23 protein-coding genes, 2 tRNA genes and 2 pseudogenes are annotated in these 23169 nt (G+C 66.5%); 13 read left to right on the top strand and 14 right to left on the bottom strand.

The features are described from left to right. Positions 1–157 precede the first annotated feature (157 nt). The 3 genes from fliE to flgB are packed head-to-tail and all read right to left on the bottom strand — an operon-like array spanning position 158 to position 1354. Positions 158–469 carry a flagellar hook-basal body complex protein FliE gene (fliE, locus tag VJ655_RS14025; protein WP_324112064.1) on the bottom strand — a complete coding sequence of 104 codons (312 nt, stop codon included), beginning with the start codon at positions 467–469 and terminating at the stop codon, positions 158–160. A 10-nt stretch (positions 470–479) separates the two neighbouring features. Continuing rightward, positions 480–899, bottom strand: coding sequence for a flagellar basal body rod protein FlgC (flgC, locus tag VJ655_RS14020; protein WP_324112062.1), 420 nt, complete (start codon positions 897–899; stop codon positions 480–482). Positions 900–910: 11 nt separating this feature from the next. Next, positions 911–1354, bottom strand: coding sequence for a flagellar basal body rod protein FlgB (gene flgB, locus VJ655_RS14015; protein ID WP_324112060.1), 444 nt, complete (start codon positions 1352–1354; stop codon positions 911–913). Between the two features lie 100 nt (positions 1355–1454). On the opposite strand from flgB, the gene VJ655_RS14010 reads away from it, so the two are divergent. The 3 genes from VJ655_RS14010 to VJ655_RS14000 are packed head-to-tail and all read left to right on the top strand — an operon-like array spanning position 1455 to position 3523. Then, positions 1455–1769, top strand: a complete 315-nt coding sequence (locus VJ655_RS14010) for a flagellar biosynthetic protein FliO (RefSeq protein WP_324112058.1) — start codon at positions 1455–1457, stop codon at positions 1767–1769. After that, positions 1766–2566 carry a flagellar type III secretion system pore protein FliP gene (fliP, locus tag VJ655_RS14005; RefSeq protein WP_324112069.1) on the top strand — a complete coding sequence of 267 codons (801 nt, stop codon included), beginning with the start codon at positions 1766–1768 and terminating at the stop codon, positions 2564–2566. Before VJ655_RS14010 ends, fliP begins: the two co-directional genes overlap by 4 nt. A gap of 45 nt (positions 2567–2611) precedes the next feature. Next, entirely contained in the window at positions 2612–3523 is a 912-nt protein-coding gene (locus tag VJ655_RS14000; RefSeq protein ID WP_324112056.1) for a ribokinase, read from the top strand. On the opposite strand, the gene VJ655_RS13995 is transcribed toward VJ655_RS14000, so the two are convergent. The 7 genes from VJ655_RS13995 to VJ655_RS13965 all read right to left on the bottom strand — a co-directional run bounded on the left by VJ655_RS13995 (position 3520) and on the right by VJ655_RS13965 (position 8057). Then, positions 3520–3789 (bottom strand): DUF5985 family protein, encoded by a 270-nt coding sequence (locus VJ655_RS13995; protein ID WP_324112054.1) that lies wholly within the window; start codon positions 3787–3789, stop codon positions 3520–3522. The genes VJ655_RS14000 and VJ655_RS13995 overlap by 4 nt on opposite strands. After that, the gene (locus VJ655_RS13990; protein WP_324112052.1) at positions 3786–4052 is read right to left on the bottom strand and encodes a DUF5985 family protein; all 267 of its coding nucleotides are present in this window, start codon (positions 4050–4052) and stop codon (positions 3786–3788) included. The genes VJ655_RS13995 and VJ655_RS13990 overlap by 4 nt, the downstream gene beginning before the upstream one ends. Beyond that, positions 4049–4444, bottom strand: coding sequence for a hypothetical protein (locus VJ655_RS13985; RefSeq protein ID WP_324112050.1), 396 nt, complete (start codon positions 4442–4444; stop codon positions 4049–4051). The genes VJ655_RS13990 and VJ655_RS13985 overlap by 4 nt, the downstream gene beginning before the upstream one ends. 86 nt (positions 4445–4530) lie before the next feature. Next, positions 4531–5025 carry a PAS domain-containing protein gene (locus tag VJ655_RS13980; protein ID WP_324112066.1) on the bottom strand — a complete coding sequence of 165 codons (495 nt, stop codon included), beginning with the start codon at positions 5023–5025 and terminating at the stop codon, positions 4531–4533. A 196-nt stretch (positions 5026–5221) separates the two neighbouring features. Beyond that, on the bottom strand, positions 5222–5641 hold the full coding sequence (locus VJ655_RS13975) for a MucR family transcriptional regulator (protein ID WP_324112048.1): 420 nt from the start codon (positions 5639–5641) through the stop codon (positions 5222–5224). 228 nt (positions 5642–5869) lie between these two features. Beyond that, positions 5870–7093, bottom strand: a complete 1224-nt coding sequence (locus tag VJ655_RS13970) for a DUF2336 domain-containing protein (RefSeq protein WP_324112046.1) — start codon at positions 7091–7093, stop codon at positions 5870–5872. Between the two features lie 79 nt (positions 7094–7172). After that, the gene (locus VJ655_RS13965; RefSeq protein ID WP_324112045.1) at positions 7173–8057 is read right to left on the bottom strand and encodes a crotonase/enoyl-CoA hydratase family protein; all 885 of its coding nucleotides are present in this window, start codon (positions 8055–8057) and stop codon (positions 7173–7175) included. Positions 8058–8246: 189 nt separating this feature from the next. On the opposite strand from VJ655_RS13965, the gene VJ655_RS13960 reads away from it, so the two are divergent. The 4 genes from VJ655_RS13960 (at position 8247) to VJ655_RS13945 (ending at position 13126) form a co-directional block, all read left to right on the top strand. Then, complete coding sequence (locus tag VJ655_RS13960) at positions 8247–9914, top strand: choline dehydrogenase (protein WP_324112043.1); 1668 nt, start codon at positions 8247–8249, stop codon at positions 9912–9914. 13 nt (positions 9915–9927) lie between these two features. Continuing rightward, complete coding sequence (locus VJ655_RS13955; protein WP_324112041.1) at positions 9928–11466, top strand: acyl-CoA synthetase; 1539 nt, start codon at positions 9928–9930, stop codon at positions 11464–11466. Positions 11467–11534: 68 nt separating this feature from the next. Further along, complete coding sequence (locus tag VJ655_RS13950; protein ID WP_324112039.1) at positions 11535–12548, top strand: nucleotidyltransferase family protein; 1014 nt, start codon at positions 11535–11537, stop codon at positions 12546–12548. A 128-nt stretch (positions 12549–12676) separates the two neighbouring features. Next, entirely contained in the window at positions 12677–13126 is a 450-nt protein-coding gene (locus tag VJ655_RS13945; RefSeq protein WP_324112037.1) for a MaoC family dehydratase, read from the top strand. A gap of 54 nt (positions 13127–13180) precedes the next feature. Here VJ655_RS13945 and VJ655_RS13940 read toward each other — a convergent pair. Both VJ655_RS13940 and VJ655_RS13935 read right to left on the bottom strand, forming a co-directional pair. Continuing rightward, a pseudogene (locus VJ655_RS13940) lies at positions 13181–13377 on the bottom strand (CsbD family protein). A 62-nt stretch (positions 13378–13439) separates the two neighbouring features. Further along, a pseudogene (locus tag VJ655_RS13935) lies at positions 13440–14400 on the bottom strand (trypsin-like serine peptidase). A gap of 21 nt (positions 14401–14421) precedes the next feature. On the opposite strand from VJ655_RS13935, the gene VJ655_RS13930 reads away from it, so the two are divergent. The 3 genes from VJ655_RS13930 (at position 14422) to VJ655_RS13920 (ending at position 19046) form a co-directional block, all read left to right on the top strand. Further along, on the top strand, positions 14422–16611 hold the full coding sequence (locus tag VJ655_RS13930; RefSeq protein ID WP_324112035.1) for a S9 family peptidase: 2190 nt from the start codon (positions 14422–14424) through the stop codon (positions 16609–16611). Further along, on the top strand, positions 16608–17159 hold the full coding sequence (locus VJ655_RS13925; protein WP_324112034.1) for a GNAT family N-acetyltransferase: 552 nt from the start codon (positions 16608–16610) through the stop codon (positions 17157–17159). Before VJ655_RS13930 ends, VJ655_RS13925 begins: the two co-directional genes overlap by 4 nt. Before the next feature lie 120 nt (positions 17160–17279). Then, the gene (locus tag VJ655_RS13920; RefSeq protein WP_324112032.1) at positions 17280–19046 is read left to right on the top strand and encodes an ATP-binding protein; all 1767 of its coding nucleotides are present in this window, start codon (positions 17280–17282) and stop codon (positions 19044–19046) included. Between the two features lie 107 nt (positions 19047–19153). Here the strand turns inward: VJ655_RS13920 and VJ655_RS13915 are convergent, their stop codons facing one another. Further along, positions 19154–19582, bottom strand: a complete 429-nt coding sequence (locus VJ655_RS13915; RefSeq protein ID WP_324112030.1) for a MucR family transcriptional regulator — start codon at positions 19580–19582, stop codon at positions 19154–19156. Between the two features lie 413 nt (positions 19583–19995). On the opposite strand from VJ655_RS13915, the gene VJ655_RS13910 reads away from it, so the two are divergent. After that, complete coding sequence (locus VJ655_RS13910) at positions 19996–20298, top strand: DUF1330 domain-containing protein (protein ID WP_324112029.1); 303 nt, start codon at positions 19996–19998, stop codon at positions 20296–20298. A gap of 29 nt (positions 20299–20327) precedes the next feature. On the opposite strand, the gene VJ655_RS13905 is transcribed toward VJ655_RS13910, so the two are convergent. Further along, positions 20328–20401: transfer RNA gene (locus VJ655_RS13905), tRNA-Gln, on the bottom strand. 165 nt (positions 20402–20566) lie between these two features. On the opposite strand from VJ655_RS13905, the gene VJ655_RS13900 reads away from it, so the two are divergent. Together VJ655_RS13900 and sppA are read left to right on the top strand one after the other, a co-directional pair. Continuing rightward, positions 20567–20643, top strand: a tRNA-Pro gene (locus VJ655_RS13900). Between the two features lie 173 nt (positions 20644–20816). Further along, positions 20817–22601: a signal peptide peptidase SppA gene (gene sppA, locus VJ655_RS13895; protein WP_324112027.1), complete on the top strand. Its 1785-nt coding sequence runs from the start codon at positions 20817–20819 to the stop codon at positions 22599–22601. Positions 22602–23169: the final 568 nt, after the last annotated feature.

Genomic DNA, 23169 nt, shown 5'->3' with positions numbered 1-23169 from the left:
CTGGTGAGGTGGATCAGCGCCCTTGGCCTTTCGGCCCAATTTTCCGCCGAGATCCGAACCTGCCGCCGGCATGGATCCTGGGCACAAGGCCCAGGAAGGTAGTGATTATTCGCTATATATGCGACGCCGCTCCTAAGAGCTGGTCGAGAACCCGACCCTAGATCGGCATCCGCATGATTTCCTGATAGGCGGAGATCACCTGGTCACGGACGGACATCACCGTTTCCAGACTGGCTTCGGCCGAGCTGATGGCGGTGACCACGTCGACCAGGTCGGCCTTGCCGGCCACCTGGTCGGTGATCTTGTGCTCGGCGATCTTGGAAGCCTTGGTCGCGTCGGTCATGGCCGACTTCAGGAGATCGCCGAAGTCGAGGCCGTTCTTCTGGCCCCCGCCGATCGAGCCGACGGAGCCCACTCCCATGGCGCCGGAGCTGGCGTAGGCCTTGGCGGCGGCGAGCGCGGTGATCATGGCCTAGCCCCTACTTCTTGAGGATGTCGAGGGTGCGCGATTCCATCACGCGCGCCGTCTCGATAACGTTGAGGTTGGCTTCGTAGGCGCGCTGCGCCTCCTTCATGTCCAGCGCCTCGACCAGCGGATTGACGTTGGGCAGCTTGACGTAGCCCTTGGCGTCCGCGGCCGGATTGCCGGGGTCGTATTCGGTCTTGAAGTCGCTCTCGTCGGCCTGGACGCGAACCATCTGCACGCCCTCGGCGCCCTCGACCCTGGTCGGCCGGAACACCGGGACCTGTCGGCGATAGGGGTCGCCGCCGGCGGTGCGCGCGGTCGAGTTGGCGTTGGCGATGTTCTCGGCGATGACCCGCATGCGACCCTGCTGGGCGCGGAGCGCCGAGGCCGCCACGGCCATGGTCGCGATGGGTTGGGACTTGATCTCGGGCATGCCTTAGATCCTCAGCCGTTCGGCTTGCGGGCCGCCATGCGCAGCATGGTCAGGGATTTCTGGTAGAAGGTGATCGCCGCGTCGTAATTCATCCGCGCGTCGGTCATCTTCAGCATCTGGTCCTCGAGCGAGACCGCGTTGCCGTCGAGGGTCGTCTCCGAATCGGCGCCCGCCGTCGCCCGCCAGGCGCTGGGGGCGTTCGACGGCGCCATGTGCGAGGCCGAGGTCGCGATCATCCGTACGCCGCCGGTCGGGGCGGCGGGACCGCCGCGATAGACCGCGCCCGAGGCCTGGTTCATCAGCGAGGCCTGGAAACTGAAGGGTTTCAGGTCTGTCGGGCGATAGCCGGAAGTGTCGGCGTTCGCCACGTTCTGGGCCACGAGCTTCTGGCGCTCGGTCAGATAACCGAGGCGGCTCTTGAGCATGCCGAAGAGGGGAATGTCGTCCGGACCCATGCGGACATGGTGAAGAAACAGGGTTAATCCGGCATTAAGAAGCGTCAGGCACACCAGGACGAACGGGGGCCTTTCCCTGCGCCATCTTGTCTCGCCACCCATGCCCGTCATCGAGTTCATCCGCGCCCTGGCGGCGCTGGCGGTCACCCTAGGCCTGATCGGCCTGGCCGCCTGGGCCCTGCGCAAGTTCGGGCCCGACGCCGTGGGCCGGCTGATCGCCGCGCGCCAGGACCGCCGGCTGAAGGTCGTCGAAAGCCTGGCTCTCGATCCGACCCGCCGCCTTCTGGTGGTCAGCCTGGACGGCCAGGAGCGCCTGGTGCTGCTGGGCGATGGCCAGTTGCTGGATTGGACGCCCGCGGCCCCCTCCCCAACCGTTTCCAACCCGACCGTTTCCGCCCCGGAGCCCGTGGCCTGATGCGCGACCTGATCAAATCCGTGACGGGCGCCAAGCCGGAGGATCTCCGCCGCGCCGCGGTCATTTCGGTGCTGGCGGCCATCGCCTGCGCGGTCATGCCGGCCGCCGCCATGGCCCAGTCGGCCGTCAACATCAACCTCGGCACGGGCGCGGGCCTGACCGACCGGGTCGTGCAGCTGGTCGCGCTGATGACGGTGCTGTCGCTGGCGCCGTCGATCGTGATCATGACCACCTCGTTCGTGCGGATCGTGGTGGTGCTGGGCCTGCTGCGCACCGCCATCGGCGTGCAGTCCAGCCCGCCGAACCCGGTGATCATCAGCCTGGCCCTGTTCCTGACCGCCATCGTCATGGGGCCGACCTTCGAGCGATCCTACGACGCGGGCATCAAGCCGCTGCTGGATCATCAGATGGAGCTGCCCGAGGCCTTCGAGGCGTCGAGCGGACCGGTCAAGCAGTTCATGCTGAGCCAGGTCGACCGCGAGGACCTGGCCCTCTTCGTGCGCCTGTCTAAGATCCCGACGCCGAAGGTCGCCCAGGACACGCCCCTTAAGGTGGTGACCCCGGCCTTCATGATCTCGGAGCTCAAACGCGCCTTCCAGATCGGCTTCCTGTTGTTCATCCCCTTCCTGGTCATCGATCTGGTCGTGGCCAGCGTGCTGATGAGCATGGGCATGATGATGTTGCCGCCAGCGACCATCAGCCTGCCGTTCAAGCTGATCTTCTTCGTGCTAGTGGACGGCTGGCGACTCGTGGCCGGCAGTCTCGTGGAAAGCTTCCAGCGTGGCGGGGCCGGCTAGAGCGAAGCCGCCAAGACGACCAAGAAGACCCAGAAGAAGACGACAATGACGGTATTTGTTCTCGGCTCCATCAATCTCGACGCGATCGCGCGGGTGGACGACTTGCCTCGCCCGGGAGAGACCGTCGCGGGCCGGTCGCTGGAGCTGTTCCTGGGTGGCAAGGGCGCCAACCAGGCGGTCGCGGCCGCGCGGATGGGCGCGCCGACCCGGCTGATGGGCGCGGTCGGCAAGGACGACAGCGGCGTCAACCTGAAGGCCAAGCTGGCCGGCTACGGCGTGCAGGTCTCCGATGTCGTGGAGCTGGAAGACGTCCCCACGGGCCAGGCGCACGTCTGGGTCGCGGCCACCGGCGAGAACATGATCGTGGTGACCGCCGGCGCCAACGCGATGGTGACGCCCAAACAGGTGGCCGCCACGACGCTCGAGGGACAACGGATCCTGCTCTGTCAGCTGGAGACGCCGCCGACCGCGATCGAGGCCCTGTTCCGCGCCGGCGCGGCCAAGGGCGCGCTGCGGATGCTGAACGCCGCCCCCGCCCTGCCGCAGGGCGCGGCGCTATTCCCGCTCACCGACATCCTGATCCTGAACCAGACCGAACTGACCACCTACGCCAAGCTGGACCGCGAGCCGGCGCGGCTGGAGGAGGTGTCCCTGGCCGCCCGCAAGCTGATGAGCCGTCCCGACCAGATCATCATCGTCACGCTGGGCGCGACCGGCGTGGCCGCCGTGCGACGTGACGAGGCGTTCCTGGTCGAGGGCCGCAAGGTCAAGGCGATCGACACGGTCGGGGCCGGCGACTGCTTCTGCGGCGCCCTGGCCGCGGCCCTGGCCGGCAACATGGACCTGCGCGAGGCGGTCGAACTGGCCAACGCCGCCGCCGCCCTGTCGGTCCAGAAGCCGGGCGCCGCGCCATCCATGCCCAACCGCCGCGAGGTCGAGGCCTTTCTGAAGGGCTAGGCGTCGCGGCGGAGATTCTTGCCCACGATCGCCACGATGATCAGCAGAAACGCGGCCAGGCGGATCAGGTAGATGCCGCCGCGTTCCTCCTTGGCGATGTTCAGCACGATCGGCAGCGCCTGGTTCACCGCCATCAGGCCGAACGCCGCCGAGAAAGCCAGGAACAGGCCATCGCGCGTTCGGGTCCAGAAGCGCAGGAAGAACAGCGCCACCACGCCCAGACCGACCGCCAGGCCGCCGGCGACCAGTCCTTCGATCGGGCTCATTGGTCGACCTCCCAGATGAAGGCGTAGATCAGCACCCCGATCGCCGCGGCCAGCGCCGCCTGGCGATACCACCACAGCTGCACCTGGGTCGGCAGCAAGACGAGGTCCACGACCAGCAACAGGTTGTTCAGAGCCATCAGGCCGAACGCCACGGCCGTCCAGAGCAGCAGGCGGGTGCGCGCCTGGGCCCAAGCCCGCGTCAGAAGGCCCGCGCACAACAGGCTGGCGAGCAGGCAAAGGCCATAGACGACGGCGGGCGTCATTCGTCCCCTCCCTTGTTGCCGGGCTTGCCTGTGAAACGAAACGCGTCGGCCAGCGATTTCAGCCGCTCGACCGGCGCGGAGATCCAGCGGATCACGGTGACGGGCCGCACGCGATAGGTTTCCTCCAACGCATCGCACAGGCGGGCCAGGGCGGAGGCGGCCGGAGAGTAGCGGAAGCAGCCAAGGTCATCGCGGACGACGAGGCCCGCGCCGATCAGCGCCGCCAGGCTGTCATCCACCAGCGCGTGACTGGCGCGCAGCACGTCGACCAGTTCGTCGGTCGCCCAGCACCGCTCGGGATCGCCCTTCAGCTTCAGCAACAGCTCCAGCGCCCACACCGTGCGGATGTGCTGGCGGATGAAGCTCAGAACGTCGGCGTCGTCCCCGGTCACGCGGTCTCGTCAGTCGGTCCTCGAAGCGCGCGACTTTAGGCGGCGACGCTCCCGGAGCAAGCTGAGCCGTAAGGAAATCTTGGGCGTCAGGCCGCCCGGATGCCGGAGTTGCTCTCGGCCTGGGAGCCGACCACGGCGTCATAGCCAAGGATCATGTCGACATCCTTGCCGTTGCTGGCCAGCGGCAGGCGCAGCCACAGGATCGACATGTGCGGAGCCCCGCGCCAGGCCAGGCTGTGGACGCCGACGCCCGGACGGCGCTCGTCGACCACCTTGTCCAGCTCCCTGCGCCAGTAGTCGGCCGCGGCGGCGTTGTAGACCTCGCCCAGGGCCTTGCCGGTGATCTCGCGGCCATAGACGCCGTAGAGGCCTGTGCCAGCCAGGCGCAGGCGATAGTCGCGCGGCTCCTTGACGACATCGATCAGGCTGACCGTGGGCAGCAGGCGCTTCATGTTCGAAGGCTGCAGATCGATGCGCGCGGGGAGGCCAGCCCCCCGGCGGAGGGACGCCCAGTAGGCGAACATCTCCTGGTGAGCGCGGGCCGCCGTGGCGGATGCGCTCAATTGCGCGGACATCTTCAGAGTCCTCAACAAGCCTTTGGAATCACTTCGATTCACTATCGCTTAAGGAACGAATCGGCGGCAAGCGAAAAACATGCCGCGCGACAAGATTCCCGGGGAGAGTCAACCGCCCAAGCGAAACGCCCGCCGTCCGTTTCCGGACGACGGGCGCTGCGATTTTAGAAGGCCCTACGGCCAAGCTTCTGTTCCGACTCGATTATTTCGCCTTGCGAGCGGGTTTGCGCCCGCCCTGGCCCAGGCCCATCTGCTTGGCCAGGTTCGAACGCGCCTCGGCGTAGTTCGGGGCGACCATCGGGTAATCCTTGGGCAGACCCCACTTGGCGCGATAGTCCTCGGGGGTCATGTCGTACTTGGTGCGCAGGTGGCGCTTGAGCGATTTGAACTTCCGACCGTCTTCGAGACAGATCAGGTAATCGGGCGTGATCGAGCGCTTGACCGGAACCGCCGGCTCCTTCGGCGGCGGAGCGGGCTCGGCGGCCGGCGATCCCACGGTGGCCAGAGCCGCGTGCACCTGCTTGATCAGGGCGGGCAGATCAGCGGTCGCGACAATGTTGTTACCGACATAGGCGGAAACAATGCCTGCCGTCATCTCGATGAGATCGGATTGATCTTCCATAAAGCCTCGCCGGTCGCCAGATCTTTTCGCTGATGCGGACTGATTCCAACATCAGTCGAGGCGTGCATACAAAGATTGGCGGTTACGGGCAATACGGAGCAGTAAAGAGATTATCTGTAATGAGCCAGTGTTCGAAATACCAGCTCAACCCATCAGAGGATGTGTAAGGGAGGTTGAGTTCCTGAACGCTGCAAAGCGGCCACATCAGAAACCAACGATATCCCGACGTTAACGACCAAAGTCGCGTGAGAGCGCCAACATCGCCGCCCGTTGTGGGGCCGAGTATTCGTCGACGGCGGTTTCATCCCCTTCCCGGATGGCCTTCAGCAACGCCGGCGTCAGTCCCGACGTCAACGACCAGTTCCAATAGCGCAGCACGGTCTGGGCGCGGTCGACGGCGATGGCGTCGTAGACCATCAGCGCCCGCTCGAGCGCATGATCCAGGGCGCCGCCGCGGTCGACCTCCTGTCGGCCCAGGCCGCGCCACAGCGCCCGCATCGCCGACCGTGGCAAGCCCGTCGCCTTGCAGAGAACAGCCAAAGGCTCGCCGCTCGGATCGTTGAAGATCTTGGCGCCGGTCATCGGCTTCAGGCCCGAGAGATAGGAGATCTCCTCGGCGATCTCGCGGGTGAGCCCCGCCTGGGCGGCCGCGACCGCGGCTTCCAGGCTCTCGTAGGGGCTCTTGGCGACCGCCGCGCGGTTGCGCTGCTGGCGATCGATGAACTCCAGCGCCTTGCGCGCCAGCGGGTCTTGCCAGTCCTCGCGGTCGGCCACGGCGAAGGCGTCGCCGACCGCGTCCTGCAGGATCTCCCGGGAGACGGCGAAGCGTTGGAGAATGCCGCGGCGCGCCTCGGCGTCGGCCCACCAGAACAGCACATAGGCGTGGCTGGGCCTCAGTTCGGCCCGCCGCAGCAACAGCGGGATCAGGTGGGGCGCGTCGCGCGTGGCGGCGACCACGTGCTCGACGCCATGGTGGCTGAGCCGCGCCAGGTCGTTGCGCAGCAGGGCTTCGGTGACGACGTCCTCGTCCATGTCGATCAGGGCGTCGGTCACCACCTCGCTGACCCCTCGCCTCTGGGCGATGAGGCGTCGGTGCTCCATGCCCGTGTGATAGAGGCAGGCGATCAGGTCGGCGTCGGTCAGGCTGGCGGCGTCGGTCAGCAGCGGCCGCGCCACCGACAGCTCGTCGCGCAGCAGCAGGCGCACCAGCGGGCCCGGCATCTCGTTGAGCAGGATCAGGCGGCGAGCCGCCTTCTCGCGTTCGGCCAGGCTGGCCTCGCGCAGCAGTTCGACCAGCAGGTCGGCGGTCATCGCCCGCTCGAAGGCGTTGATCCGGCTGGTCGGCAGGCAGGCCACGTCGGTCAGGCGCTTGAGCAGGCTGGCGCGCGAACGCGTCGCGGGCTCGAGGGCCCGCGGCGCGTCCAGGTCCGGGATCTGCGAAACCTCGCTCATCGCGTCCAGCAGAACAGGTCGTGCTTAACGGCGGGTGAGCGCCAGGCGCGTCATGAGGCCGCCGCCTGGCTCCGCGCCCCTATCGGAACTCCGGCTCGGCCCATTCCGGCCAGATGTCGGGCAGGTCGCTGGAGACCTTGTTCGGATAGACCGGCGCGCGCTTTTCCAGGAACGAGCTCACGCCCTCCTTGGCGTCGCCGGACGCGCCGCGCGACTGGATGGCGCGGCTGTCGGCCTTGTGAGCCTCCATGGGATGGGCCGCCCCGGCCATGCGCCAAAGCAGCTGGCGCGTGATCGCCACCGACACCGGGGCGGTGTTGTCGACGATCTCCCGCGCCAGGGCGCGCGCCGCCGGCAGCAGGTCCTCTGGCGCGTGCAGGGAGCGGACCAGCCCTCGATCCAGCGCCTCCTGGGCCGGAAAGACGCGACCGGTGTAGCACCATTCCAGCGCGGTCTGCAGACCGACCAGGCGCGGCAGGAACCAGGACGAGGCCGCCTCGGGATTGATGCCGCGGCGCGCGAACACGAAGCCGAACTTGGCTTCGGTCGAGGCCATGCGGATGTCCATCGGCAGTTGCATGGTGACGCCCACCCCCACCGCCGCGCCGTTGATGGCGCCGATGATGGGCTTGAGGCTATCGTACATGCGCAGGGTCACGCGGCCGCCGCCGTCGCGATAGATGTCCCCGACCTTGCCCTCTTCGCGCTCCAGGGCCTGGGGCGAGGTGCGGTCGAACGTGGCGCCGCCCGCGCCGAGATCCGCGCCCGCGCAGAACGCCCGGCCCGCGCCGGTGATGATCACGGCCTTGACCGCGTCGTCGGCGTCAGTGGCGTCGAACGCCTCGATCAGATCCTTCATCATCCGGGCGGTGAAGGCGTTCATCCGGTCGGGCCGGTTCAAGGTGATCGTCGCGATCCCATCCTCGACGTCGTACAGCAGGGTCTCGAAGGTCGGTTGCGACACGGGGCGTCTCCTCTGACTTTGCGCCCACTCAAACACGCGTATGAAACCAGGGCAACGGCCGCTTTCCGCTAGCGGGCTCGTGAACCACGGCGCCGCGAGGGCAACTTGCGCGATCGCCCCACCTGGGCTCATCCTCCCAACTGAACACCGATCACGCGGACACAAGCGGACGGTGAAGGGAGAGAAGCGATGACCGGGATCATCGAGGCCGACTACGTGATCGTGGGCGCGGGCTCGGCTGGCTGCGTGCTGGCCGCGCGGCTGTCCGAAGGCGGCAAGTTCAAGGTTCTGCTACTGGAGGCCGGCGGCGACGACCGGCCGACCAAGAACCTTGGCCAATTCGCCTCGAACCTGATGATCCATATTCCGGTCGGCTACTCGTCGACGCTGAAGGATCCGAAGGTCAACTGGCTCTATTCGACCGAGCCCGACCCGGGCACCGGCGGGCGCACCCACGTTTGGCCGCGCGGCAAGGTTCTGGGCGGCTCGTCCTCGATCAATGGCCTGCTCTACATCCGCGGCCAGCATGCCGACTATGACGGCTGGCGCCAGCTGGGCTGCGCGGGCTGGGGCTGGGACGACGTGGCGCCCTATTTCCGTCGCGCCGAGCACCAGGAGCGCGGATCCTGCGACTTCCACGGCGCGGGCGGGCCGCTCAACGTCTCCGACGTCACCACCACCCACGCGGTGTCCGACGCCGTGATCGACGCCTGCGAGCAGGCCGGCATCCCGCGCAACGCCGACGTCAACGGCGGCAGCCAGGAAGGCGTCACCTACTACCAGCTGACGGTCAAGAACGGGCAGCGCTGCTCGGCGGCGGTGGCCTATCTGCACCCGGCGATGAACCGTCCCAACCTGCGCGTCGAGACCAACGCCCTGGCGGGGCGCATCCTGTTCGAGGGCAACCGCGCCGTCGGCGTCGAGTTCCGCCAGAACGGCGAAAAGCGCGTGGCCATGGCCAGGTCCGAGGTGATCCTGGCCGGCGGCGCGATCAACTCGCCCCAACTGCTGCAGCTGTCGGGCGTCGGCCCTGGGGAGCTATTGAACCGCAACGGGATCGAGGTGGTCGCCGACCTGCCTGGCGTCGGCGAGAACCTGCAGGACCACTACGTGATGAGCGTGCGCTATCGCCTCAAGCGCGGCGTGGTCTCGGTCAACGAGCAGAGCAAGGGCGGGCGACTGGCTGGCGAGGCGCTGAAATACCTGTTCCAGCGCAAGGGTCTGCTGACCCTGTCGGCCGCGCACATCGCCGCCTTCTGCAAGTCGCGCCCAGACTTGGCAGGACCGGACATCCAGTTCCACATCCTGCCGGCGACCATGGACCTGGATAAGCTGGTCAACGAGCAAAAGATGGTGCTGGAAGACGCGCCGGGCCTGACCATCGCGCCCTGCCAGCTGCGCCCCGAAAGCCGCGGCCACGTGCGGATCAAGTCGTCCGATCCCAGCGTCTATCCGGCGATCTTCGCCAACTATCTGGCCGACCCGCTGGACCAGGAGGTGGCGGTGGCGGGCCTGAAGTGGGCGCGCAAGATCGGCCAAGCGCCGGCCTTGGCGCCTTATGTCGACCACGAGATGGACCCCGGGCCGACGGTGGCCGGTGACGCGCAGCTGCTGGAGTTCGCCCGCCTGGCGGGGTCGACCATCTATCACCCCGTGGGCACCTGCCAGATGGGCCATGGCCCGATGGCCGTGGTCGACGACCAGTTGCGGGTGCGGGGGATCGAGGCCCTGCGGGTGGTCGACGCCTCGGTCATGCCGCGCCTGGTCTCGGGTAACACCAACGCCCCCACCATCATGATCGCGGAAAAGGCCTCGGACATGATCCTGGGCCGCGCCGCCCTCTCCGCCGCCGCCTGATCGAGAGACGACGATGCACCCCTTCCAACACGCCAAGACCCAAGGCGACAAGCCGGCCTACATCATGGCCGGCTCGGGCGAGGTCGTGACCTACGCCCAGCTCGACGCTCGCTCGAACCAGGGCGCGCACCTGTTCCGCTCGCTGGGTCTGAAGCGGGGCGACGTGATCGCCATGATGATGGAGAACAACGCCCGCTACTTCGAGATCGCCTGGGCCGCCCAACGCGCCGGCCTCTATTTCGTCTGCGTCTCGACCAAACTGACCGCCGCCGAGGCGCAGTACATTCTCGAGGACTGCGGGGCCAAGGTGTTCATAACCTCGCTGGCCATGGGCCCGGTGATCGACGAGATCGCCAAGGCGCTCCCGGGCCTCAAGCTCTACGCCGTCGGCGGCGCGCACGGCCCCTACGCCGATTTCGAGACCGCCCGCGCGCCGCTCCCGCGGACGCCGATCACCGACGAATCCCAGGGCTCGGACATGCTCTATTCGTCGGGCACCACGGGACGGCCCAAGGGGGTCAAGCCGGCGCTCAGCGACCTGCCGATCGACGCGCCCAACGCCCTGCAGATGATGGCCCAGGGCCTGTTCGGCTTCAGCGGCGACAGCGTCTATCTCTCGCCCGCGCCCCTGTATCACGCCGCGCCCCTTCGTTGGTGCATGAGCGTCCACAAGCTGGGCGGCACGGTCGTCGTGATGGAGAAATACGACCCCGAGAACGCCCTGGCCTTGATCGAAAAGTATAAGGTCAACTGCGGCCAGTTCGTGCCGACCCACTTCGTGCGGATGCTGAAGCTGCCGCCGGAGGTCCGCGGCAAGTACGACGTCTCGTCGATGAAGTCGGCGGTGCACGCCGCCGCCCCCTGCCCCGTGCCGGTCAAGGAGCAGATGATCGCCTGGTGGGGACCGGTGATCTACGAATACTACGCCGGCACCGAAGGCAACGGCTTCTGCTGGATCAATTCGGAGAATTGGCTGACCCACAAGGGCAGCGTCGGCCAGGCGGTGCTGGGCGAGCTGCGCATCTGCGACGAGAACGGCGACCCTGTTCCGCCGCGCACCGAGGGCGCGGTCTATTTCGCCAACGGTCCGGCCGTGAACTATCACAACGCCCCCGAGAAGACCGCCGAGAGCTACAATCGCCACGGCTGGACGACCCTGGGCGACGTGGGCTGGGCCGACGAGGAAGGCTATCTGTACCTGACCGACCGCAAGAGCTTCATGATCATCTCTGGCGGGGTGAACATCTATCCGCAGGAGATCGAGAACCTGCTGATCACCCATCCCAAGGTCGCCGACGCCGCCGTGGTCGGCGCCCCGCACGAGGAAATGGGCGAGGAGGTGGTGGCGGTGATCCAGCCGATGGACCAGTCCGAGGACCGCGACGCCCTGGCCGAGGAGCTGATGACTTTCGTCCGCGCCAATCTCAGCCACGTGAAGTCCCCGCGCCGCATCGACTTCATGGCGGAGCTGCCGAGGCACCCGACGGGCAAGCTCTACAAGCGGCTGATCCGGGATGCGTACTGGGGCAAGGGCGAGAGCCGGATCGTATAGCTTCACCTTTGTGTTGATTTTTCACCAGATTGCCACCACTTGGCCGAAGTGGTGGCAACGGTGATGTCGTGACCCTTCCGCGCCTGCCCTTGGCGATCCATACGAACGTCGCCGAGCTGCTAGATCAGCTCCGCGCGGCGCAGCTCGCCGAATTCGGCGATGGAGCCAGCTTCCTGCGTCGCGAGCGCAAGGGTCGCTTCTACTGGTATGTCCGCTCGCGTCAGACGCAGGGTGATCGCCCCGAGCGTTATCTGGGCCCCGAGACTCCCGAACTGCTCGAGACGATCGAAAGCGCCAAGGCGGCGAAAACCGCAGCCGGGGATCGGCGCTTGCTGGTGCGCTCGCTTCGCGCCGCGGGCCTGCACGCACCCGATGACAGGACGGGTCGCACCCTGAAAGCCATGGCGCGGGCCGGCGTCTTCCGACTGCGCGCCGCCGTGGTCGGCACCGTCGCGTTCCAGACCTATGGCTCCGCTTTGGGCTTCGTCCTGCCTTCACAGGCGGTACGCACCGGCGACCTCGACATCGCTCAGGACCGTGGGATTTCGGTGACGATCGACGATGGCCTCGATCGTCCCTTCCTCGACATGTTGCGCACGGCCGATCCCACCTTCAGCCCTGTGCCCAAACTCGGCCCCAGCAAGAGCGCGACCTATCGCACGCCGGACGGCTACGCGGTTGATGTATTGACCACCAGCCGCCACGCGGGCGACGAGGAGACGTCGCGGCTGGACGCGTTGAACACCGACGCCACGCCTTTGCGGTTCCTGGATTTCCTGCTCCGCGAAACCGTCGAGACCGTCGTGCTATATGACGATGGCGTCTTGGTCCGCGTGCCCACGCCGGCCCGTTATGCGGTCCACAAGCTGATCGTCTCCCGCAAACGCGGCCAGGCGAATCCAAAGCGACGCAAGGACCTGGAACAGGCTCAAGCTCTCATCCACGCGCTGGCCCACGACGACCCCTTCGCCCTGCGCGAGGCCTATGCCGAGGCGCGCGGCCGCGGCGAAGCCTGGCGCGAACCGCTGGACCAGGCGGTGAGCTTGTTGCCCAGCGAGGCGCGCGCGGCGCTGGAAGGCTGACAGGCCGGCCGACGCGCCTCTCCAGCCTCGCCGGAATCGCGGTTCACAGGCGGCTTCGACCTTCTGCGGTTGACCTGCGCCGCCGAGACTGGTCTCTACCCGAACAACTGTTTGGGAGAGAAAAAGCCATGAAGGAAGTCGCCTACGCCGACCTCGAAGGCCTGGTGGGCCAGGAGTTGGGAGTGTCCGACTGGGTCGAGATCACCCAGGCGCGCGTCAACCAGTTCGCCGAGGCCACCGGCGATCACCAATGGATCCACGTCGACGTCGAGCGCGCCACCCGCGAGATCGGCGGCCCGATCGCCCACGGCTTTCTCACCCTGTCGCTGATCCCGATGCTGGGCGCGGGCATCCTGCGCGTCACCGGCGTTACGCGCGGCATCAACTACGGCTGCGACAAGGTCCGCTTCACCGGCATGGTCCGGGTCGGCAAGCGCGTGCGCATGCGCCAGAAGCTGATCAGCGTCGAGCCCAAGGCCGGCGGCCTGCAGATGAAAAACGAGTGCACCATCGAGATCGAGGGCGAAGAGCGTCCGGCCTGCGTGGCCGAAACCATCTCGATCATCTACGGGGCGTAGGCGCCAGCCTCACGCAAAACGGCCGTCGGATCGCTCCGGCGGCCGTTTCGTCAATCATGGCGACGCGTTCAGCGCTTGATCGCGTCGCCGATCTTGTCCTGGACCTGGCCGACCTTGTTCTGGATATCGCCCTTGGCCTTCTGGGCGGCGCCCTCGGCTTCGAGGCGTTCGTTGTCGGTGGCCTTGCCGACGGCTTCCTTCACGGCGCCCGCGCCCTTGTCGATGGCGCCCTCGACACGATTGGTGCTCATGGCTCGCTCCTGCAATGCTGTTGTGCGTCGCAGAAGAAACGGGCTCCGAGCGCGTCTGGTTCCTAGTGCGACGCTCCCATGGCCATCGCCGAGACCGCCACCGCCGGGGTCGCGCCCGGCATGGCCGGCTCGGGCTTGGCCGCCCGCGCCTGGGTCACCGGGGCGCCGGGAACCTTATCCAGTAGGGCCAGGGTCTCGCGGATGAACTTGGCGTGGGTGACGATGCCGATCTCCAGCCGCTCGCCCGACAGCTCGACCTGCTGGGTCAAGAGACCCGCCACGAACTGAACCTCCTGGCTCTCGCTGGCGCCCGGCCGACGGCGCGCGCCCTCGGCCATGAACACCGGTCCGCCCGAATTGCCGGGGAACACCGAGAAGTCCATCAGGAAGGTCGGGAAATTGGCGGCCGGCGCCAGCGGATACGAGGCCACGCGGCCCGAGCGCAGGATGGGGAAGCCAGCCGGGTTGGCCGAGAGACCACGCGGGAAGCCCAGCGCCATCATCTCGTCGCCGGGGCCGAGGTTGAACTTGTTGAAGGTGTCGTCCTGCGCCAGGTAGTTCAGCGGGATCGCCGCCTTGACGAACTCGGGGGGCGCCTCGACCACCATGGCCGCGACGTCGCGGGTCGGGTGCTTGACCCACAGCGGATGATCGCCATCGCGGATCTTCAGGGTCTCGGGATCGTAGCGCCACACGGAATCGCCGCCTTCGATGCGGTAGCCGATCTTGGCCGACATCGACGGCATCTTCTCGAAGACGTGGGCGGCCGTGACCAGGATGGTGCGCGGCTTGCCGTCCGGCGTCGGATCCGAGATCAGGAACCCGGTGCCGACGGTGCGCGAACCGTCGCCCAGCGGTTGCTCAAGCTGAACCGTGGCCTTGATCAGGTCGACGGACAGATCCAACGGCATAACGCCCCCTTGCTACGCTTACAAAACCGACCAAGCCCGACTGCCAGGCGAGTTTGACCACAGGTTTTTCGCGCCGCAAGTTGTCGTTCTGCCGCAGTCGCGCGTTGTGCAGGGTTACGGGGAATTTTCACCCATGAATCGTCGTCGAATGATGACGAGCGTCGCCGCGACGCTTACCTCCTCTACCGCAGTCCTTCCTGGAATAGCTTTCGGATCCGCCATGCCCTCATCCCCCGCTCGCCCCATCCCGCCGGTCGCGCGAAAGATTCCCAAGACGATCGAGCAGCTGGGCCGCACGCGGACCGACGACTATGCCTGGATGAAGGACGACAATTGGCAGAAGGTCCTGCGCGACCCCAGCCTGATCAAGGCCGACGTCAAGGAGCACCTGACGGCCGAGAACGCCTACGCAAAGGCCATGCTGGCCTCGACCGAAGCGCTTCAACAAAAAATGTTCGAGGAGATGAAGGGGCGCATCAAGGAGGACGACGCCTCCGTCCCCACCAAGGACGGTCCCTTCGAATATTACACGCGCTTCGAGAAAGGCGCGCAGCATCCGATTCACGCCCGCAGGCCTTATGGCGGCGGCGCCGAGGAGATCCTCCTCGATGAAGAGTCGGAGTCTAAGGGCAAGGCCTTCTATCAGGTCGGCGCGGCGGGCCACTCGCCGGATCACAAGCTCTACGCCTATGCCGTCGATGAGCAGGGCTCGGAAGTTTTCGTTGTCCACGTCAAGGATCTGGCCACCGGCCAGGTGCTGGAAAGCCCTGTCGAAAGCACCACCGGCGACTTCTGCTTCTCGCCGGACAGCCAGTGGCTGTTCTGGACCTTCCGAGACGACAACGGCCGGCCGGCCAAGATCTACCGCCGCCCGGCCCGTAGGACGGCCAAGGACGACGTGCTGATCTATGACGAGCCCGACGAGGGCTTCTTCATCGGCGTCGGCGTCTCGGCGTCCGAGAAGTTCGTGGTCATCTCGTGCGGCAATCAGGAGACCAGCGAGGCCCTGATCATCCCCGCCGCGACGCCGACCGCCGATCCGGTCGTCTTCCACCCGCGCGAGGTCGGCGTCCGCTACGAGGTCGAGCACTGGAACGACCACTGGGTCGTTCGCACCAACGCCGACGGCGCGGTCGATTGGAAGCTTGTCACCTGCCCCGAGACCGCCACCGGCAGGGCGAACTGGAAGGACTGGATCGCCCACCAGCCCGGCCGGCTGATCTCCGGGACCATGGCCTTCAAGACTTGGTTCGTCCGCCTGGAGAAGGTCGACGCGCTCAATCGCGTGACGGTCACGGCGCTGGACGGCGCCGAGCACGCCATCGCCTTCGACGAGGCCGCCTACGCCCTGTCGCTGGAAGGCGGCTACGAGTACGAAACCGACAGCCTGCGCTTCGTCTACAACTCGATGACCACGCCTCGGCAGTGGTTCGACTACGACATGAGAAGCCGCCAGCGGACCCTGCGCAAGACCCAGGAGATCCCGTCCGGCCACGACCCGGCCCAGTACGAGACGCGCCGCCTGAACGCCAAGGCCGCCGACGGGACCGACGTGCCGATCTTCATCCTGATGAAGAAGGGAACCAAACTGGACGGCTCGGCCCCGCTGCTGCTGTACGGCTACGGCAGCTACGGCATCGCCATGGAGCCCAGCTTCTCGATCCGCAATCTCAGCCTGGTCGATCGCGGCTGGATCTGGGCCACGGCCTGCCCGCGCGGCGGGTCGGAAAAGGGCTGGGGCTGGTTCCTGGACGGCAAGAAGTTCAAGAAGAAGAACACCTTCACCGACTTCATCGCCTGCGCCGAGCACCTGCATGGCGCCGGCTACGGCAAGCCGTCGAACACCGTGGCCTATGGCGGCTCGGCCGGCGGGCTCCTGATGGGCGCGATCACCAACATGCGCCCGGACCTGTTCGCGGGAATCATCGCAGCCGTGCCGTTCGTCGACGTGGTCAACACCATGAGCGACACGACGCTGCCCCTCACCCCGCCCGAATGGCCCGAATGGGGCAATCCGCTGGAGGACAAGGAGGCCTACGACTACATCGCCAGCTACAGCCCTTACGACAACGTCGTCGCCAAGCCCTATCCGGCGGTGCTGGCGACGGGCGGCCTCTCCGATCCCCGGGTCACCTACTGGGAGCCCGAAAAATGGACAGCCAAGCTTCGCGAACACACCACGAGCGGCAAGCCCGTCCTGCTGAAGATCAATATTGACGCCGGCCACGGCGGCGCGTCGGGACGCTTTGACTTCCTCAAGGAGATCGCCTTGGACTACGCCTTCGCGGTGTGGGCGGTCGAGCAAGGGTGGGAAAAGGCGTGAGTTTGGTGATCAGGGCGTCGACCGACGCCGACGTGGCGGCGATCACCGCCATCTATGCGTGGAACGTGCTGAACGGTCTGGGCACCTTCGAAGAGGTCCCGCCGGACGAGGCAGAGATGGGCCGTCGGCGCTCGGCCTTTCTGGATCGCGGCCTGCCCTATCTGGTCGCCGAACTGGACGGCGCGGTCGTCGGCTACTGTTACGCTGGCCCGTTTCGGCTGCGAGCGGCTTACCGCTACACGGTCGAGGACAGCGTCTACGTCTCGCCCGCAGCGGTCGGAAAAGGCGTCGGCAAGGCTCTGCTGGGCGCGCTGATCCAGGCCTGCGAGGACCTGGGCCTGCGACAAATGTGCGCAGTCATCGGCGATAGCGGCAACAGCGCCTCCATCGGCCTGCACGCCGCGCTCGGCTTTGAAAAGAAAGGCGTTTTCCCCGACATGGGGCACAAGTTCGGCCGTTGGGTCGACCTCGTCTGGATGCAGCGTGCGCTGAACGGCGGCGGCCAAACCCCTCCCGACACGCCCGGAATGTCGCTGAGCGGCGTCTGATCTCGACGTTCGAAGCAAGGCTTAACCTCGGTCCTGTAGAACGACCTGCTCGCAAGTCGTCGGGGACTGGGTTTGCAGGTATCGGAAGCCAATCAAGCGGATAAGACGCAAGTTGCGCTGATGCGCGCTTACGTTCCGATCGCGCGCGGCTACCTGATCGCAAGCTCGGTCTACTATGCGCTGATCAGCGTTTCCCATCCCTTCTATGAAAAGGGCCTCGCCTTCTTCGTGCTGGAGGGCCTGTCCGTGGTCGCGTGTCTGTACGGTTTCGGCGCCTGGATCGCGCTGGGCCGTCGCCAGACCTTCGGCCGCTCGCTCGAAGCGGTGATCCTGGGCATGAACGGGCTGTTCCTGTCCAATGTCCTGGCCTACCAGACCCTGCACTTCGAGCCGATGAAGCTCGTCTACTTCGTGCTGATGGCGCTGGTGTTCGGCACCTCCGCGCCCTCGCGGCGGGTGTCGTTGATCAGCGTGGCCTTCGCCACGGCGGGGCTGGTCTGGATGGCCCGCCAGGCGCCAGGCGACACGATCAACCACTACGCCTTCGTCGGCCTGGCCGGAACCTTCGCCGCGGTGGGCATGTCCTCCCTGATGCGCGGCGCCGTCGGACGCGAGGTTCGCGCGCGCCTGGCCAGCGAGGCCCTGAACGCCGAACTGCAGCGTGAACTCACCGAGAACCGCCGCCTGAAGACCGAGGCCCAGGCCCTGGCCCTGGCGGCCGAGACCGCCAACCGGGCCAAGACCGAATTCCTGGCCACCATGAGCCACGAGATCCGCACGCCGCTGAACGGGGTGCTAGGCATGGCCCAGATCATGGCCGCCGGCGAGCTCAGCTCCGACCAGCGCCGCCGCCTCCACACCATCAGCGCCTCGGGCCAGTCGCTGCTCAGCGTGATCAACGCGATCCTCGACATCTCCAAGATCGAGGCGGGCAAGATGGAGATCGAGGTCGCGCCGTTCGACCTTTCGGCCCACCTGGACGCCCTGCGGCAGCTGTACGGCGGGCTGGCGCGGGACAAGGACCTTGGGTTCAGCCTCGAGGTCTCTCCCGGCGCCGAGGGCTGGCGCCTGGGCGACGCTGAGCGTCTGCGCCAGATCCTCTCCAACCTGATTTCCAACGCCGTGAAATTCACCGAGACGGGCGGGGTGCGCGTCCTGGTGGATGGCGACGAGAACGCGATCCGGGCGCACGTCGTCGACAGCGGCGTCGGCATTCCGCGGGAGCAGCAGGAGCGGCTGTTCACCAAGTTCGCCCAGCTGGACAGCTCCAGCACCCGCCGGGCCGGCGGGTCGGGCCTGGGCCTAGCCATCTGCAAGACCCTGACGGAACTGATGGGCGGCGCCATTGCCTATTCGCCGGCCGAAAGCGGCGGCGCGTGCTTCACCGTCGACCTGCCCCTGCCCCGCGTCGCGCCGGCCGCGGGGTCGGAACCGACCCTCGACATCGCCACGCCCGATCTTGAGCCGACCGACGCCCCGAAGATCCTGGTGGTCGACGACAACCAGACCAACCGCGCCGTGCTGCTGACCCTGCTCAAGCACCTGGGGGTCAGCGCCCACTTCGCCGTGGACGGCCAGGACGCCCTGGCCATGTGGGAGCGGGGTCAGTGGGACGTGATCCTGATGGACATCCACATGCCAGTCATGGACGGGATCCAGGCCAGCCAGGCCATCCGCAGGCGCGAACGGGAGAGCGGCCGTCCGCGCACGCCCATCATCGCCGTCACCGCCAGCGTGCTGACCCACGAGCGCACCCTGTACGCCGAGGCCGGCATGGATGGGCTGGTGCCCAAGCCCGTCGAGATTCCTCGCCTGGTGGAGGCTTTGGGCAAGGCGCTGTCGATCGACGCTCCGGTCGACCATCAGGACTCGCGCGGCGTCGCCTGACCTCCAGACACCGACAATAAAAAAGGGGACGCATTAAGCGTCCCCTCGTTCATGTGCGGCCCCTTGAACGCGACGTCGCCTCGGAGAGGCGGATGCCGCGGCGGCGGTCAGGCCTTGCGCGAGCGCGGAGCCTTGCCCTTGCGGCCGCCCTGACCCAGGCCCAGGGCCTTGGCCATCTTCGAGCGCGCCTCGCTGTAGGCCGGCGCGGTCGTCGGATAGTCGTTCGGCAGGCCCCACTTGGCCTTATATTCGGCCACCGTCATGCCGTGGGTCGTCAGGTGGCGCTTCAGCGTCTTGTACGGCTTGCCGTCCTCGAAACTGATCAGCGCTTCTGGCGTGATGCTTTTACGGATCTGAGCCGGTGTCGCCTTGGTCACGGCCTCGACCGTGGGCGCTGGCGGCGCGCCAATACCGGCCAGGGCGTCGTGCGTAGCCCGGATCAACGCCGGAAGATCCGACACGGGCGTCGAGTTATTTGCCACATAATTGGCGACGATTTCAGCCGTAAGCTCGATCAGGGTAGCTTTGTCTTCCACGATCACAACTCCATTCCCCTATTTGCCCGCAATTACACCTTCTCTTGAGAAAAACAAGTAGTTCGAACCAAGAAAGCTGATTGATTCGTGATGTGGCGTAGCAATCGTCTGTCGACGGGCGCGTTCAACGAGGAAAATTTTCGTCAACTATAACGACGACCACCTTGTTTTAAGCCAGCCCCAGTTGGCGAAAACAACGTACGGGACCATCGATCTCGCAGTTGCGAACCGCGCGCCCGTCACCGCAGGCATTGACGGCATGAATATCATCGTCGCTTGCGTTTTCGCCGGCAGCAACACGCGAGCGTTGAACTTCGTCGACAACACTCGCCCTTTCGTCGACTAAACGATTGCGGATCTGAACTTGTGGATGAAATGATCCGACGGGCCGTAGCGGATCGAAGGGATCACTTATGACGGTCTATGTCGTCGCCCAGCTACGCTTCATCGATCCAGCCCGGTACAGACTCTATCAGGCGCGGTTCGCCGAGGCTTTCGCGGGATCCGGCGGCCAACTGCTGGCCGCCGACGAGTCGCCGCGGGTGCTGGAGGGCGAGTGGCCCTGGTCGAAGCTGGTGCTGATGGCCTTTCCCGACGAAGCCGCCGCGCAAACGTTCCTGGACAGCCCGCTCTATCGCGAGATCTCCGAGCATCGCCGCGCCGGCGCGCTGACCACGGCGCTGCTCGTCCAGGGCCTGGACCAGCCCGGCCGCTGAAAAGCATCGCAAAGTATCGGGAGAAATCGTGGCTGGGGAACTAGGACTCGAACCTAGAATGACGGTACCAAAAACCGCAGTGTTACCATTACACCATTCCCCAGCAGGAACGGCGAGACCTGTCAGGGCCCGGCGAGGCGGTGGAGATAGCGCACGAGTCGGACGGATGCAACGGGGCTTTTCAGAACTTTTTTCAGCCCGCCGCGCGAACCCGGAAAAAGGCGCTTGCGCCCTCCGGAACACCCACCTATAAGGCCGGCCTCCAAGTCGGAGTGTGGCTCAGTCTGGTAGAGCACTGCGTTCGGGACGCAGGGGTCGCAGGTTCAAATCCTGCCACTCCGACCATTTCCTCCCCGCTAGCCAGAAGCGGGAAACCTGCCGAAAAACAAAATCTTAGAGACCGCCAGGCGGGCGCTTCGGCGGCCGGCGGCGACAGATCGGTTTCGTTGCGCGCTCTTCATTTGGACGCAACCCGAACACCGGTTAGCTTGTGGCCGATATCGCAAGCAGGACCTCCGATGAAGCAGTTCTTCCTGACCGTCGCCGGCGTCTTCGTCGGCCTCTTGTTGTTCGTGGTCGGAGTGCCTTTCCTGCTGATCGTGATGGCCGCCGGCGCCGCGCGCCCCGCCCCCACGCCCGCCCATGCCGTCCTGCAACTGGACCTGCGCGGCGGCCTCTCCGATCAGACGCCAAGGAGCCCGTTCGCCTCGCTGGGCGGCGGCGGAGATTCGGTGATGTCGATCATCGAGACGCTGCGACGGGCCGAAAAGGACGACAAGGTCCGCGCGATCCTGGTGCGCCTGCCCGAAGGCGGGGTCGCTCCCGCCGCGGCCGACGAACTGCGCCTGGCCTTCAAGCACTTCCGCGACGTCGGCGGCAAGCCGGTCTACGCCCACAGCCAGGGCCTTTATCCCTCTGGCATGGTCACCTCGACCTACATGCTGGGAGCCTCGGCCAGCGAGCTCTGGATGCAGCCTGACAGCAGCTTCCAGGCCGTCGGGATCTCGAGCGAGTCGATGTTCTTCAAGCGGTTCTTCGACAAGTACGGCGTCAAGGCCGACTATGAGCAGCGCTACGAGTACAAGAACGCCGTCAATCCTTACCTCTACAGCGACTATACGCCCGCCCACCGGGAATCGACCCTGTCGTGGATGGGCTCGGTCTACCGCACCGCCCTGGTCAGCGCCGCCGTCGATCGCAAGCGCGATCCGGTCCAGCTGACCCGCGCCCTCGAGGACGGCCCCTACAGCGCCCAGGAAGCCCAATCCAAGGGCCTGATCGACAAGGTGGGCCAGGTCAGCGACATCCAGGCCTTCGCCCTCGACAAGGCCGGCAAGGGGGCCAAGCTGATCGACTTCGACGACTACGCCTCGCGCTCGAAGCCGCCGGCCATCAAGACCGGTCCGGCCATCGCGGTGATCGGCGCCGAGGGCGCGATCGTCACCGGAACCAGCGGCGGCGGCTCGCCATTCGGCGGCGACAACAACGTCTATTCCGACGACGTGGCCCAGGCGTTCCGCAACGCGACCGAGGACAAGGACGTCAAGGCGATCGTGTTCCGTGTCTCCTCGCCGGGCGGCTCGGACACCGCTTCGGAACAGATCCTGGCGGCCATGAAGGCGGCCAAGGCGGCGGGCAAGCCCGTGGTGGTCAGCATGGGGACCTATGCGGCCTCGGGCGGCTACTGGATCTCCAGCCAGGCCAATTCGATCGTGGCCCAGCCCTCGACCCTGACCGGCTCGATCGGCGTCTATGGCGGCAAGTTCGCCCTGGGCGACGCGCTGGCGCGCTTTGGCGTCGACACCAAGGAGCTGCATGTGGGCGGCGACTATTCGCAGGCCTTCGGCACGGCCGAGGGCTTCACGCCCGAACAGCGCGCCAAGTTCGCCGGCTGGATGGACCGCATCTACGCCGGCTTCGTCAGCCGCGTCGCCGAGGGCCGCAACCTGCCGCCCACCCGCGTGCGCGAGATCGCCAAGGGCCGTGTCTGGACCGGCGAACAGGCCAAGCAGCTAGGCCTGGTGGACGAGTTGGGCGGCTTCTATCAAGCCGTCGACAAGGCCAAGGCCTTGGCCAAGCTGAGCGGCGACGTACGCCTCAAGCGCGTGGACGGCGGCCAATCCCCGTTCGAGGCGTTCGAGCGGCTGCTGGGCGTTTCCGAAACCTCGGCGAAGACCCTGGCCGCCGCGGCCTGGGTGCTGGGCGATCCGCGTTCCCAGGCCATCCTCGACGAGATGGCCCACACCCGCCTGCGCGCCGCGCCGGGCGGCGCCTCGGTGCTGGCGGATACGCCGGTGCGCTAGGAAGGCTTGAGAACCGCTCGGGGCTTCTCCGGGCGGTCCCAGCGGGCCTTTGGGCAGGACCGAGGCTCTCGCTGCGGGACGCCAGCCAGTTGGGCAGCTGGCGCCTCGCGTGCTGATCAGTCCGCTCCATGCGATTGGACACGTTGGAGGTCCGCTTCCAGAGCAGGCCACACTTCCGCTTCCGACCCTATGGAAGAGGACGAGCGAGACAAGCGCACGCGCTACAGGCCGAAGGTGCTAGACGCCGGCGTCGACAACGCTGGTGAAAATGGGAAAAGCGATCCGGCCGGAAGCTAATGCCAGGGCAGCTCCCCACCCTTCTGTGAAGTTGGCGACGTCGCCTCTGAGCCGTCCAGCGCCATGGCGTTGGTCGTCTAGGTTCGGGGCGCCGGCTGTCCGACCGACGGCGCCGAGAGGCGCTTCGAACCGAAGCCCAGAAACGACAATGCCGGCGCTTTCGCGCCGGCATTGCCCTGATCGAAGGCGAGCCTTCAGATCAGAAGGAGTAGCGAACGCCGAGGTACAGGCGACGGGGTTGGACCCAGTTGGTGCCTTGACCCAAGCTATA

The sequence above is a fragment of the Caulobacter sp. genome, from assembly GCF_035254145.1.
GTDB lineage: Bacteria > Pseudomonadota > Alphaproteobacteria > Caulobacterales > Caulobacteraceae > Caulobacter.
Note: the sequence above shows the minus strand (reverse complement) of the source record. Positions and strands in the feature narration are given on the sequence as shown.

Excerpts from the sequence above, each read along its gene's own strand:
- VJ655_RS13970 (WP_324112046.1), bottom strand. The coding sequence starts at position 7,093 with ATGAGCGAGGTTTCGCAGATCCCGGACCTGGACGCGCCGCGGGCCCTC.
- VJ655_RS13975 (WP_324112048.1), bottom strand. The coding sequence starts at position 5,641 with ATGGAAGATCAATCCGATCTCATCGAGATGACGGCAGGCATTGTTTCC.
- VJ655_RS13945 (WP_324112037.1), top strand. The coding sequence starts at position 12,677 with ATGAAGGAAGTCGCCTACGCCGACCTCGAAGGCCTGGTGGGCCAGGAG.
- VJ655_RS13960 (WP_324112043.1), top strand. The coding sequence starts at position 8,247 with ATGACCGGGATCATCGAGGCCGACTACGTGATCGTGGGCGCGGGCTCG.
- VJ655_RS14000 (WP_324112056.1), top strand. The coding sequence starts at position 2,612 with ATGACGGTATTTGTTCTCGGCTCCATCAATCTCGACGCGATCGCGCGG.
- VJ655_RS14010 (WP_324112058.1), top strand. The coding sequence starts at position 1,455 with ATGCCCGTCATCGAGTTCATCCGCGCCCTGGCGGCGCTGGCGGTCACC.
- VJ655_RS13995 (WP_324112054.1), bottom strand. The coding sequence starts at position 3,789 with ATGAGCCCGATCGAAGGACTGGTCGCCGGCGGCCTGGCGGTCGGTCTG.
- flgC (WP_324112062.1), bottom strand. The coding sequence starts at position 899 with ATGCCCGAGATCAAGTCCCAACCCATCGCGACCATGGCCGTGGCGGCC.
- VJ655_RS13990 (WP_324112052.1), bottom strand. The coding sequence starts at position 4,052 with ATGACGCCCGCCGTCGTCTATGGCCTTTGCCTGCTCGCCAGCCTGTTG.
- sppA (WP_324112027.1), top strand. The coding sequence starts at position 20,817 with ATGAAGCAGTTCTTCCTGACCGTCGCCGGCGTCTTCGTCGGCCTCTTG.
- VJ655_RS13930 (WP_324112035.1), top strand. The coding sequence starts at position 14,422 with ATGAATCGTCGTCGAATGATGACGAGCGTCGCCGCGACGCTTACCTCC.
- VJ655_RS13955 (WP_324112041.1), top strand. The coding sequence starts at position 9,928 with ATGCACCCCTTCCAACACGCCAAGACCCAAGGCGACAAGCCGGCCTAC.
- VJ655_RS13920 (WP_324112032.1), top strand. The coding sequence starts at position 17,280 with ATGCGCGCTTACGTTCCGATCGCGCGCGGCTACCTGATCGCAAGCTCG.
- VJ655_RS13910 (WP_324112029.1), top strand. The coding sequence starts at position 19,996 with ATGACGGTCTATGTCGTCGCCCAGCTACGCTTCATCGATCCAGCCCGG.
- flgB (WP_324112060.1), bottom strand. The coding sequence starts at position 1,354 with ATGGGTCCGGACGACATTCCCCTCTTCGGCATGCTCAAGAGCCGCCTC.
- fliE (WP_324112064.1), bottom strand. The coding sequence starts at position 469 with ATGATCACCGCGCTCGCCGCCGCCAAGGCCTACGCCAGCTCCGGCGCC.